11 protein-coding genes are annotated in these 12160 nt (G+C 63.8%); 3 read left to right on the forward strand and 8 right to left on the reverse strand.

The features are described 5' to 3' along the window. Positions 1–6: 6 nt before the first annotated feature. From AC0L2O_RS00640 to AC0L2O_RS00670, 7 genes are all read right to left on the reverse strand, one after another. Positions 7–1158, reverse strand: coding sequence for a Gfo/Idh/MocA family protein (locus AC0L2O_RS00640; protein ID WP_473368329.1), 1152 nt, complete (start codon positions 1156–1158; stop codon positions 7–9). After that, a complete protein-coding gene (locus AC0L2O_RS00645) occupies positions 1155–2552 on the reverse strand; it encodes an enolase-like domain-containing protein (RefSeq protein WP_473368330.1) in 1398 nt (465 codons plus the stop codon). The genes AC0L2O_RS00640 and AC0L2O_RS00645 overlap by 4 nt, the downstream gene beginning before the upstream one ends. A 241-nt stretch (positions 2553–2793) precedes the next feature. Next, positions 2794–3639 carry an ABC transporter ATP-binding protein gene (locus tag AC0L2O_RS00650; RefSeq protein WP_369725480.1) on the reverse strand — a complete coding sequence of 282 codons (846 nt, stop codon included), beginning with the start codon at positions 3637–3639 and terminating at the stop codon, positions 2794–2796. A 117-nt stretch (positions 3640–3756) separates the two neighbouring features. Next, complete coding sequence (locus tag AC0L2O_RS00655; protein WP_369725481.1) at positions 3757–4749, reverse strand: ABC transporter substrate-binding protein; 993 nt, start codon at positions 4747–4749, stop codon at positions 3757–3759. Positions 4750–4804: 55 nt separating this feature from the next. Then, on the reverse strand, positions 4805–5614 hold the full coding sequence (locus tag AC0L2O_RS00660; protein WP_369725483.1) for an ABC transporter permease: 810 nt from the start codon (positions 5612–5614) through the stop codon (positions 4805–4807). Between the two features lie 313 nt (positions 5615–5927). Then, positions 5928–6635 (reverse strand): TetR family transcriptional regulator, encoded by a 708-nt coding sequence (locus AC0L2O_RS00665; protein WP_369725484.1) that lies wholly within the window; start codon positions 6633–6635, stop codon positions 5928–5930. A gap of 163 nt (positions 6636–6798) precedes the next feature. Continuing rightward, positions 6799–7647: a VOC family protein gene (locus tag AC0L2O_RS00670; protein ID WP_369725485.1), complete on the reverse strand. Its 849-nt coding sequence runs from the start codon at positions 7645–7647 to the stop codon at positions 6799–6801. 206 nt (positions 7648–7853) lie between these two features. Here AC0L2O_RS00670 and AC0L2O_RS00675 point away from each other — a divergent pair, with 206 nt between their 5' ends. Further along, positions 7854–8747 (forward strand): sugar kinase, encoded by an 894-nt coding sequence (locus tag AC0L2O_RS00675; RefSeq protein ID WP_369725487.1) that lies wholly within the window; start codon positions 7854–7856, stop codon positions 8745–8747. 32 nt (positions 8748–8779) lie between these two features. Then, positions 8780–9688: a ribokinase gene (gene rbsK, locus AC0L2O_RS00680; RefSeq protein ID WP_473368331.1), complete on the forward strand. Its 909-nt coding sequence runs from the start codon at positions 8780–8782 to the stop codon at positions 9686–9688. Between the two features lie 187 nt (positions 9689–9875). On the opposite strand, the gene AC0L2O_RS00685 is transcribed toward rbsK, so the two are convergent. After that, entirely contained in the window at positions 9876–11096 is a 1221-nt protein-coding gene (locus tag AC0L2O_RS00685) for an NAD(P)/FAD-dependent oxidoreductase (RefSeq protein WP_473368332.1), read from the reverse strand. 261 nt (positions 11097–11357) lie between these two features. On the opposite strand from AC0L2O_RS00685, the gene AC0L2O_RS00690 reads away from it, so the two are divergent. After that, positions 11358–12152: an enoyl-CoA hydratase/isomerase family protein gene (locus tag AC0L2O_RS00690; protein ID WP_473368333.1), complete on the forward strand. Its 795-nt coding sequence runs from the start codon at positions 11358–11360 to the stop codon at positions 12150–12152. Positions 12153–12160: the final 8 nt, after the last annotated feature.

The raw sequence follows: 12160 nt of genomic DNA on the forward strand, positions 1-12160 counted from the left end.
TCCTCCTCAGACCTTGATCGGCGCCACGTCGATCCAGCGCCGTTCCTTCCAGCTCTTCAACGCGCATTCAGCGAGCTGCACGCCCTTGACGCCTTCGAGCAGCGTGAACTTGTAAGGTGCATCCTCGTAGACGTGACGAATGAACATCTCCCATTGCTCCCTAAAGCCGTTGTCGTAGGTGACGTTGTCGGGCAGTTTCTGCCAGTCGGCATAGAAATCGTGCAGCCGCTTCTCGTCGGGATTCCACACCGGCCGGGGCGTCGCCTGCCGCGCCTGGATCATGCAGTCGGAGAGGCCCGCAACCGCCGAGCCGAGCGTGCCGTCGACCTGGAAGGTGACGAGGTCGTCGCGATAAACGCGCGTGACCCAGGACATGTTGATATGCGCGATGGCGCCGCCCTTGAGCTGGAACGTGGCATAGGCGGAGTCGTCGGCCGTCGCCTTGTACTTCTTGCCCTGCTCGTCGAAACGCTCGGGGATGTCGGTGTTGCCGATGCAGCTCACGCTCTCGACTTCGCCGAAGAGATTGTCGAGCACGTAGCGCCAATGGCAAACCATGTCGAGGATGATGCCGCCGCCGTCCTCGTCGCGATAATTCCATGACGGCCGCTGCGCCTCCTGCCAGCCACCTTCGAACACCCAATAGCCGAACTCGCCGCGCACCGAGAGGATGCGGCCGAAGAAGCCGGAGTCGCGCAGGAAGGCAATCTTCTTCAGGCCGGGCAGGAACAGCTTGTCCTGCACCGTGCCGTGCTTGATGCCCTTGGAATTGGCGAGCTTGACGACCTCGAGCGCGGCCTCGAAGTTGGTCGCGATCGGCTTCTCGCAATAAACGTGCTTGCCGGCATTGATGGCCTGGGTCAGCAGCCCGGGGCGCGCCTGCGTGGTCGCGGCGTCGAAGAACATGGTGTCGTTCTTGTCTGCGAGGGCCGCATCGAGATCCGTGGTCCAGCGCGTGACGTTGTAGCGCTTGGCCAGCGCCTCGACCTTCTCGGCGCTGCGGCCGACCAGGATCGGGTCCGGCATCACGCGGTCGCCGTTCTTCAAGCGGACGCCGCCCTGCTCGCGGATCGCGACGATCGAGCGGATCAGATGTTGGTTGAGGCCCATGCGGCCGGTGACGCCGTTCATGATGAGGCCGAGGCGTTGGGTGGTCATGCCGATTGCTCCCAGAGTGATTGTGGCTGTTCGAGCGGACGAAGCGCCGACCAATTCGGATGGACCGACGTCGCAAAGCCCGTGCTGTGAAGCGATCCCGTCAGGAGATCGCCGTCATGGATATTGAGCCGGATGCCTTGGCCGGCATCGGCATAGAGATCAGGATGCGCGGCCGCGAAGGCCTGTGCCTCGGCCGCGGGGGTGTCGCCGAAGCCGTCGACATAGTGGTGGCCGTTACGCTCGGCGTGGGTGATGCCGATGAAGGCGCCGAGCGCGAGATCTTGCTGCACGGCGAGGCCTGCCTGACAGGTCAGGTCCTCTCCGGTCACGAAGAACTTCTCACCACTCACGCTCCATTTCGCCGCGCGCGTCGCGTTGACGATGGACTTGTAAAGCCCTTTGCAGGATTTCGAGGAGATGCCGTGATAGCCGAGCGCCCGGGCCGCGGGAAACGCGTCGTAGGTATCGTCGGCTTCGTCGATGATGAAGCCGCGCGCCGCGAGCGAGCCGAGCGGCGATTGCCGGGTGATGTCGCGCGGCATCGGCTGCTCGACATAGAGCAGGCGCGACGAGATTGGCCGCAGATCGGCGTCGCGATCCAGCCGGTCTATCAATGCGCGCAGGGCGGCGAGATCGGCGTACTGCTCGTTCGCGTCGAGGGTCACCTTGTAGTCCTGTCCGAGCGTACCGAGCTCCTTGCCGATCCGCGCCAGCCGCGCCGCGTCGGCCGTGGGATCGCCCGACAGCTTCAGTTTGAAATAGCGCGCGCCGGCATTCTCTTGTACATCGGCGACACCGCCCTCCCTTTCAACCGTGTCATCGAGGCCGACGGTGTGCCTGATGGCAACGCGCGCCAGCGGCTTTCGGCTTGCAAGAAACTGCGCGATCTCAGCCGCCTTCAGATCGGGCGAAAGCCGCGCATCGATGCCGGCGATATTTCCGGCCATCCCGTCGAAGAAGTTGGTCTCTGCAGCGCGCAGCAGCGCATCGAGCACCGCCTTGTCGATCTCCGCCGGGCCATAGGCCGCGGCCAGCGACGGAATGTTGTTTTTGGCGCAGGTCGCGACCTGAGCACCGATGCAGGACGCATGCAAATCGAACGCCGTCAGGAATTCGGTCCGCGCCAGATAAAGCCCGCGCGCGATCGCGAGCGAGCGGCGCAGCCCATTGACGGTCTGCGCCGGCGAAAGCTCCGGCCTCTTGTCGAACCATTTTGGCACCAGCAGCTCCGCGCTGGCGCCGATTGCCGTCCCTTTGCCCTCGACCTCGATCTCGACCCGCACGAACAGCTGCGGCGTCGCGTTGATGGTAACCGCGCCAAAGCGGAACGGCCGCGCGAAATCCACGGGACGTTCGAAGAAGGCGATATCTCGCAGCTTCAGGCGCGGCGGCATGGTGTTACCGAGAATGAAGTTGTCGGAAGCCGGTCACGCCGCGCTGACGGTGCACCTCTCCCGCTTGCGGGAGAGGTCGGCGCGTTCCGGGCGATGCAAAGCATCGTCCCGCGCCGGGTGAGGGTTTTCTCCTCTGGGGGAGTGTCCCATTGCGGAGACACCCTCTCCCCGACCCTCCCCCGCAGGCGAGGGAGGGAGCGCACTGTGCTTGTGGTCGCGATTAGAGGAAACATCATCGCCCCTAATCCAGCGCCCCTTGCGAGAAAAAATGCTTGCGGATGCGTTGCACGAGCTCGGTGAAGACAGGATCGGCCATCACGTCGAGCGAACGCGGGCGCGGCAGCGGCACGTCGTAGATCGCGGCGACCGCACCGGGGCGCTCGGTCATGACCAGCACGCGGTCGGCGAGGAATACGGCCTCGGGAATGGAATGCGTGATCAGCAGCACGGTCTTCTTCGTCTCGCGCTGAATCCGCATCAATTCGACGTTCATGCGCTCGCGCGTCAGCGCATCGAGCGCGCCGAACGGCTCGTCCATCAGCATGATCCTGGGATCATGCACCAGCGCGCGGCAGATCGAGGCGCGCTGCTGCATGCCGCCGGAGAGCTGCCAGGGCAGCTTCTTCTCAAATCCTTCGAGGCCAACCAGCTTCAGCAGCGCCTTGGCGCGAGCGAGATATTCATCCCGGGCGAGACGCTTCATGTCGATCGGCAGCATCACATTCGACAGGATGTTTCGCCAGGGCAGCAGCAGCGCGTTCTGGAACACGATGCCGACATTGCCGTGCGGTGACGTCACCTTCTCGCCCTCGACCAGAATCTCGCCCGATGTCGGCGGCAACAGCCCGGAGATCAGCTTGAGCAGCGTGGACTTGCCGCAGCCGGACGGGCCGACCACGACGAAGAACTCGCCGTCGTTGATGTGAAAATCCAGCGGCCGCAGCGACGGCACGTCGCCGTCGCGCGTCCGGTAGGTCTTCGACACGCCGGACAGGGTGATGCCCGACGCCTCGCCCGCGGCGCGGTCGCTCACCAATCTCAAATGCGCGGCCGGCTGCACCTCAGCCGTCCTTGTTGCTGGGTTCATTCGATCAAGCCCGCTCAACGATATGATGCGTCATTCCGGGGTGCCTGGAGGGCGAACCCGGAATCTCGAGATTCCGGGTCTGGTCCTTCGGACCATCCCGGAACGACAGTGCTTGGCTCACGTGCCACTCTTCGGCAGATAATCATTGGTGTAGAAGGCCTTCGGGTTCTGCTTGGCCTTGGCATCAAGTCCGCCATATTCGACCATCAGGTTGACGCTGTCGGTCATGTTCTGATCGGTGACCTGGAACGGCCGCTTGCCCTTGGTCTCGGGCGTCCGATAGAGCGGAATGGTCAGCTCAAAGCCCTGCGTCAGCGTGTCGATCTTGCCACCCTTCGGGTTGGCATCGAGGATCGACTGCGCCGCCGCTTTCGGCTCCTTCTCCGCAGCCTCGACGGCCTTGGTCGTCGCCGACATGAAGCGGCGAACGAGATCGGCATTGGCCTTCACATAGTCGGAGTTGGCGATGATGCCGGAAGAGACCATGTTGATGCCGTAGTCGGCAAACTTGATCGGATAGACGTCCTTGCCGGTGGCGTCCTTGATCTTCATCGACTGGTCCATGACGTAGCCAAGCAAGAGATCAGCCTGGCCGTTGATGACGGCGTTGAGCTTGGTCTGGCCGTCGCCGGCGACGGTATTGAAGTCGCTCTCCTTCAGGCCGGTCTTCTTCAGGAACAGCGGCCAGATCTGGGTCATGGAATCCGCCGGTGTGATCGCCACCGTCTTGCCCTTGATGTCCTCGGGCTTCCTGATGTTCTTGTCGACCAAACCCATGACCGACATCGGGCTGGTCTGGAGCAGCACGCCGGTCGCGATCACGGGCGCGCCCTTGATCGCGGCACGCATCATGGTGGGAACGTCGACATAGCCGAAATCGGCGGTCTTGGCGGCAACGGCCTGCGTGGTCGCAGCCGAGCCGCGGCCTTCCTGGATCTCGAGGTCGATGCCCTCGGCCGCGTAGATGCCCTTGGCCTTGCCGTAGTAGAACGGCGCGTGCTCGCCATAGACGTACCAGTTCAGCATCAGCACGACCTTGTCGGCCGCCTGTGCCGGCGCAGCCGCCAACATCATCAGCGCCGCCGACACAACTCCTATCCATCGCTTCATTGCCACTCTCCCTTGTCGTTTTTGCCCGGCCGTTGGCGGCCGTTGGTTGCTTTATTCAAGAGGCGAAAATCACGTCCTCGCGCTGGCTGACATGCCAGGGAATGACCAGCTTCTCGACCCGGTCGACGATCCAGAACAGGATGACGCCGAGCAGCGCCAGAATCACGAGCGCAGCGAACATGGTCGGCAGGTCGAAGGTTCCGATCGAGCGCTGCATCACATAGCCAATGCCGGAATTGGAGCCGACGAACTCGCCGACGACGGCGCCGACCACGGCAAGCGTTACGGAGACCTTGAGGCCGGAGAAGATCGCAGGCAGTGCATGCGGCAGGTTCACCGCGCAGAACACCTGGAACCGGCTGCCCTGCATGGCGCGGGCGAGATCGACCATGTCGGGATCGACAGACTTGAAGCCCTGCACCGCCGAGACCACCACAGGAAAGAAGCCGAGCAGGAAGGCCGAGATCACTTTTGGAATGATGCCGAAGCCGAACCAGACCACGAACAAGGGCGCGATCGCGATCTTCGGCACGGATTGGGAGAACACCAGCAGCGGATAGACGTAGCTCTCCACCGTCTTCGAGCCCGCGATCAGCATCGCGATCGGGATGCCGAACAGCGCCGAGAGCGCGAAACCGCAGACGGTTGCATAGGTCGTCGGCCAGGATTGTCGCAACAGTTCCGGCCAGTCGGTGCGCAGCACCGCGACGACGTCGGCCGGCGCCGGGATTTGGTAGGCGGGGATCTTGAAGATGCGGATCGCGAGATCCCAGGCCACGACGATGAACACCAGGAACAGAAACGGCCGGATCCAGGCCGCATTCAGCATCTTGGACAGCGCACTTTGCGGCTTCAATTCAGCCACGTCTCACTCCCGGTCTTCTTGTTCGTTCTGAGGAGAAATTAACCGATTGGGTAAATACTGTCCAGAGCTTTCCCTGTGACGTTTTTGCGCGGTTCCGGGTGAGTTTGGCGGCCTCTGGGATCAAGGCCACGCCAAATCCTCGGTGTCGTCCCGGCGAAAGCCAGGATCCATTACCCCAGGGCAACCTTTGGCGAACACTGGTCGCTCGGAATTAAGACCTCACGCCAACGAGACATCACGCGGTATGGGTCCTGGCCTTCGCCAGGACGACGCGGAGGTATATCGCGTGAATCGAAACAGCGAAGCTGCTGCGCTACAGCGTCTGCGCCACCGCGGCGCGCTTTTTCGGCGCTTTCACGACGTCCAGCATTTCCGCCGAGCGCCCTGTCAGCGCCGCCAGCACCAGGCCGACCATGTGCGCGAGCCGCTCGTCCTTGGCTTTCTTGTCCAGCAAATCGCGGCCGAAGATTACGCTCAACGTGGCCGAATTCGAGAGGTAGAAGAAGCAAAGCCCTGCGATCGAAATGTAGAGCTGCACCGGATCGATCGCGACCTGGAAGTCGCCGCTCTCGACGCCGCGCCGCACCACGGTGCGAATCATCTCGACGAAGGGCGAATGCATCGACTTGACCTTGGTCGAGCGCTTCAGATGCTTTGCCCGCGCGAGGTTCTCGGTCTGCAGCAGCGACAGGAATTCCGGGTTGCGCAGAAAATAATTCCAGGTGAACTCGATCAGGCGCCGGATCGCCTCGGGCGGATCGAGATGCTCGAGATCAAGTCCCCGCTCCTCGCTGCGGATCTTATCATAGGCGCCTTCGAGCACCGCGAGGTAGAGCTCGTCCTTGTTGCCGACGTGATAATAAAGCATGCGCTTGTTGGCGCCGGCGCTCGCCGCGATGCGGTCGACACGCGCGCCGGCGAGCCCGTGCGCCGCAAACTCCTGCTTGGCGGCCTCGAGAATGCGCAGCCGCATCCCTTCGGGATCGCGCTGCCATGTCAGAGTTCGCTTTGCCTTGGCCAAACCGGTCGCTCGCTGTCACTCGTCGGGATCGGCTTTATCATGGATGCGGCTCGCCTCATAGTTTCGTCATTGCGAGGAGCCCTTGCGACGAAGCAATCCAGAATCGCACTACGGAAACAGTCTGGATCGCTTCGCTCGCAATGACGGCTGGTGAGAGTGGAGCCTACACCACCGGCTTCGGCGAACGCTCCAGCAGCACGGTCTGGATCCCGCAGGTGCCGTTCCTGACTGTCATGATCCGCGTGCCCGGCTTGCGGCCGTTGCGCACTTCGCTGACGTCGAGTCCGCTCGCGATCAGGCGAGCACGGGTCGCGTCGATGTCGGCGACCCGCCAGCTCAGGCCCCAGAGACGGTCGTGATTGGAATCGCCACCGGCCACGGGACGGCGCACCAGTTCGACGACGAGGTCGCCGCAGCGGAAGAACATCAGCTGGCCCCAGTCCTGGTGCGAGCGATCGAGGGCCAGATCGAGCCCGAGCCGCGCGCCATAGAGCGCCGCTGCACGATCGGAATCTTCCGTGGTGATCACGACGTGATCGAGGCCATCGATCGGCGCGACGTCGGTCGCCGCGGAGAGCGGGCGCTCGCCGGCAAGCTCGAGGAAAAACATGCGCACGCCGCGCGCGAACTCCGTCGCGGCGCGCGTGCGCTTCCAGTGCAGCACCGCGCCGGTCGCAGCATCGCTGCTTTCGACCTCGGCGATCGGATCCGGCTTGAGCGCCACCCGATCGAGCCGCCGGTGCATCTTGCCGATGTCAGCGACACGAAAGCACAGGCTGGCGAGCACGCCCTCGCCGTCGTCGAGCACCGCGCGCATCCGGTCGGCGGCCACGCCGACACCACTCGGCGCCATCAGCTCGATCGTCATATTCGCAAGCGTGAACAGCACGCGATCGGCGCCCTCGCCGGAGTTCTGCCAGGCCGGCGCGCGCCCCAGCAGCGTCTGGTAGGCCGCCTTGGCCGCACCGATGTCCTGGACCAGAGCGACGACGTGATCGAGGCCGGTGATCATATTTTCCCCTTTTCTGGACCTGGAACAACCGGCCGAAACACGGCATTTGTCCGGGCTTGGCATTGCCCTGTGATGGTCGTATTCCGGCACCCTATCGACCTCAAGCGCCTCGTGACAATTTTGCGAATAATTTCAGCGTCTCCAGCGCGGAACCGGTGCTAGAGTAACCCGCCGGCCAAGACCACAAAGCGCATCACGGACAAGCAATGCAGGCTCTCTTTATCGGACAGACCTATATCGACGTCGTCTTCATCACCGACCACATGCCGACCGGCGACGAGAAGCACGTGGCCTCGGACTATGCGGTTTCCTTCGGCGGCAATGCGGTGACGGCGGCGTTCTGCTGCGCCAAGCTCGGCATCGTGCCCGATCTGATCGCAACCGCAGCCAATGACTGGCTCGGCCGCATGTTCATGGACATGTGCGCGAAATACGGCATCTCGCTGCATGGCCGGAAGGTGAACCAGTCGTCGCTGTCCTTCATCATGCCCAAGGACGGCAAGCGCGCCATCGTGCGCTGCCGCGACGATGACCACATCCATCCGTTCCCGATGCTCAATCTCGGCGGCTGCCGGGCGCTGCACATCGATGGCCACCAGCCCGATGCCGCGATCCACTACGCCAAGGTGTGCCGCGAGGCCGGCATCTTGACCTCGCTGGACGGCGGCGGCCTGCGCACCAACACGCATGAGCTGCTGGAATTCATCGACGTCGCGATCGTGGCCGAGCGGCTGTGCGAGCAGATGGATCTGACGCCGGATAAGATGCTGGAATACCTCAAGAGCCGCGGCTGCAAGATCGGCGGCATCACCATGGGCGAGAAGGGCCTGCTCTGGTACAACGAGACCGGCACGGTCGAGATCATGCCGGCCATGCCGATCCCGCGCGAGCGGGTGATCGACACCAATGGCGCCGGCGACGTGTTTCATGGCGCCTATGTCTATTCCTATCTGGCCCATCCCGGCAAAAGCTGGCGCGAGCATTTCGACTTTGCGCGGGCCGCCTCGACCTTCAAGATTCAGCGCCTCGGCAACGAGGCGGGATTGCCGACCCTTGTCGACATCGCCAAGGTCAGGCACGAGTTCGAGGTCAGGGTCTAGCCTTCACCGGGGTCTCTCATCTGAGGTTTGTTATGGGGCGCGTCTTCGTCGCCGGCAGCATCAACATGGATGTGGTGGCGACCGCCGATCGCCATCCCAAGGTCGGCGAGACCGTCGCCGGCAAGCAGGTGCTGTATTTTCCGGGCGGCAAGGGAGCGAACCAGGCCGTTGCGGCGTCGCGGCTCGGCGCCAGCACCACGCTGATAGGCCGGCTGGGCAAGGATTCCTTCGGCGCGGAGCTGAAGACTTTCCTCGCGGCTCAGGGTGTCGACCTCGGCTCCATTAAGGACACCGCCGAGGCGCACACCGGCACGGCCATCATCACGGTGGCGGAAGCCGACAACACCATCGTCGTCATCCCCGGAAGCAATGCGCTGGTCAGCGCTGATGACGTCGCGGACGTTCCACTGGCGAAGGGCGATGTCGCCGTCAGCCAGTTCGAGATCCCGCTGCCGACCATTGCCGCATTCTTTCAACGCGCTCGCGCCGCTGGGGCCACAACGTTGCTCAATCCGGCGCCGGCGCAGAAAATGTCCAGCGAGCTGCTCGCACTGGTCGACATCCTCGTGCTGAACGAGACCGAGCTTGGCTTGCTCGCCGGCACCGAGCTGTCAGACAGCGACGAGGCCGCCGGGATCATCGGCGTCGCGCGAGAACTCCAGGCGCGGGGGAACCAGACCATCTGCGTCACGCTCGGCAAACGCGGCGTGCTCGCGCTCGCCGAACGCGAGGAATTATCGGTTCCCGGCCGCGTGGTGAAGGCCGTCGACACCACCGGCGCCGGCGATTGTTTTGTGGGCGCGCTCGCGGCACAACTGGCCGAGGGTGTGGCTTTGCGCGCCGCCCTCGCCTTCGCAAACGTCGCCGCCTCGATCAGCGTGCAGCGCATGGGCGCCGGACCGTCGATGCCGACGGCCGAGGAAGTTGCGGCTGTTCTATAGCGTCGACCGCTTTCTTCACCTCGCCACGCCTGCGGGGAGAGGTCGGATCGCATCGCGAGATGCGATCCGGGTGAGGGGGAGTGCCCGCGAGTGCAACTGTCATCTAATTTGCCGAGACAGCCCCTCACCCCCGCCCTCTCCCCGTAAGAACGGGGAGAGGGAGAGGAGGAAGACGGGGGAGAAGCACTCAAGCCAGCGCGCCCTTCAGATCAAAGCTCTCATCCGCCGCCTGCTCCGGGGTGATCGAGCGGTCCATGCCGAACAGGCGGCGGCCGAACATGTGATCGCCGGCGCGGTTGATGGACTCGATGCCGAGCAGCCTGTCACCCTTGTAGCAGAACGCCGAGAACGCCATCCTGGCGGGATCGCCGCGCAGCACGACGCGGTCGTAGCCGGTGGTGAGCCCGGCGATCTGGAGCTTGTCGTCACCCTGATCGCTCCAGAACCAGGGATGGCTGTCATAGATTTTCCTGTCGCCGGTCAGCCGCGCCGCCAGACAACGGGCGTGGTCGGTGGCGTTCTGCACCGACTCCACCCGCAGCGATCCACCGAAGCGCGGACTCGCGAACAGCGCGCAATCTCCGATCGCCGAAATGTCGGGATCCGAGGTCGAGAGATATTCGTCGACGATGATGCCGGCGGCGACCGGCAGCCCCGCCTCGGCCGCGAGCTCGATGTTCGGCAGCACACCGACGCCGACCACCACGAGGTCGGCCGGCAGATGCCGGCCGTCGCTCAAGGAAACACCGGTGACCGTGCCACCCTCAGCCTCGATCGAGGTTGCCTGCACGCCAAGGTGAATGCGGATGCCGGCCTCACGATGCCGCGCCTGAAAATACTCGGAGACCTCGGCCGTCACCGCGCGCGCCATCACGCGCGGAGCAAGCTCGAGCACGTCGACTTCGAGGCCCTTGATCCGCGCGGTCGCCGCGAATTCAAGACCGATAAAGCCAGCGCCGATGATCACGGCGCGCGTTTTCGACGGAAGGATGTTTCTCAGTGCCTCGCTCTCGTCGAGAATGCGCAAGTATTTCACGTCGGGCAGATTCGCATTCGGCAGATCAAGCAGCCGGTTGCGCGCGCCAGTCGCCAGCACGAGATGCCAGTAGGGAAGCGTCTCGCCCGACGCGAGCAGGACTTTTCGCCCCGGGCGGTCGATCGAGACGGCACGGCCCGCGATCAGATCGATCGTCTGCTCGTGATAGAATTTCTCCGGCCGGAACATCAGGCTGTCCGGCCCGGCCGATCCCTTGATGTAGGCTTTCGACAAAGGCGGCCGCTGATACGGCAGATGCGCCTCGTCGTTGATCAGGCAGATGCGACCGGAAAAGCCGGCCTGGCGCAGGGATGCCGCGACCTGATAGCCGCCATGGCCGGCTCCGACAATGACCACCGGATCATCCGTCATTGGAACAGCCAAAGTTTGTGGACACAGGCCTTCTGGACACAGGTGTAACCCACGTCGTCCCCTCTCTTGCTGATTTGGCTTGCTAGCCGCGTCGATGAGGAGCCGGCGCTCGTGTCCGTCCCTAAACGATGGCGGGGCCATTTGAGCCTATCGTTCCGGCTTTCGCAAGAGCGGCATGCGGGGCACTGACGGCCGGGGATTGTCACCCCGCGCCTTCTGCGATCTAGTTGCAGCAAACCACCTCATGCCGGGGATTTTCCGATGCCAGCTCCCGTCTCCCAACCCGATGATCCCGCTCTGCTGCGAATCGACGGCGCGATTGCGACCATCACGCTCAACCGCCCCACCGCGTTCAATTCGATCAATCTCGCGATCGCACAGAAGCTCGAACAGCTCGCTTCCTATGTCGAAAGCGACGACGCAATCAGGGTTTTGGTGATCGAGGGCGAAGGCCGCGCCTTCTCGGCTGGCGGCGATCTGCAGACGATCGGCGCCGCCGCCGAGGCCAACACGGCGACGCAGGTGGTGGGCCAGTTGCTCAAGCACTATCACGCCTTCATCGAGATGGTCCGGCGCATGCCGAAGATTTCGCTGTCCAGCGTCCACGGCTCGGCCGCCGGCGCCGGCATGGGCCTCGCCTTCGTCACCGACCTCTGCATCGCCGCGGAAGACGCCAAATTCACGCCGGCCTATGCCAAGATCGGCGTCTCGCCGGATGGCGGCTCAACGGTCGGTATCGTCGGCACGGTCGGCTCCCGCCGTGCGCTGCAAATCTTCCTGTCCGAAGACAATTTTACCGCGCAACAGGCCCATGAATGGGGCCTCGTCGCCAAGATCGTTCCTGCCACCGAGCTGAAGGCCGCGACGCGGCAGTTCGCCGAACGCCTGGCGCAAAACCCGCCGGCGGCGATCGCCGGCACCAAATCGCTGGTTGACCAGGCCGCCACCACGCCGCTGAAGCAGCAGCTCGAGGCCGAGGAGCACAAGATCATCATGGCGATGAACACGGACGAGTTCCGCGTCGCCGTGAAGAAGTTCACCAGCAAGGGCAAGTAGCCCCGGCG

The sequence above is a fragment of the Bradyrhizobium sp. Kon10 genome, assembly GCF_055807395.1.

Coding starts and splice junctions, on each gene's coding strand:
- AC0L2O_RS00690 (WP_473368333.1), top strand. CDS start 11,358: ATGCCAGCTCCCGTCTCCCAACCCGATGATCCCGCTCTGCTGCGAATC.
- AC0L2O_RS00685 (WP_473368332.1), bottom strand. CDS start 11,096: ATGACGGATGATCCGGTGGTCATTGTCGGAGCCGGCCATGGCGGCTAT.
- AC0L2O_RS00640 (WP_473368329.1), bottom strand. CDS start 1,158: ATGACCACCCAACGCCTCGGCCTCATCATGAACGGCGTCACCGGCCGC.
- AC0L2O_RS00675 (WP_369725487.1), top strand. CDS start 7,854: ATGCAGGCTCTCTTTATCGGACAGACCTATATCGACGTCGTCTTCATC.
- AC0L2O_RS00670 (WP_369725485.1), bottom strand. CDS start 7,647: ATGATCACCGGCCTCGATCACGTCGTCGCTCTGGTCCAGGACATCGGT.
- rbsK (WP_473368331.1), top strand. CDS start 8,780: ATGGGGCGCGTCTTCGTCGCCGGCAGCATCAACATGGATGTGGTGGCG.
- AC0L2O_RS00655 (WP_369725481.1), bottom strand. CDS start 4,749: ATGAAGCGATGGATAGGAGTTGTGTCGGCGGCGCTGATGATGTTGGCG.
- AC0L2O_RS00645 (WP_473368330.1), bottom strand. CDS start 2,552: ATGCCGCCGCGCCTGAAGCTGCGAGATATCGCCTTCTTCGAACGTCCC.
- AC0L2O_RS00650 (WP_369725480.1), bottom strand. CDS start 3,639: ATGAACCCAGCAACAAGGACGGCTGAGGTGCAGCCGGCCGCGCATTTG.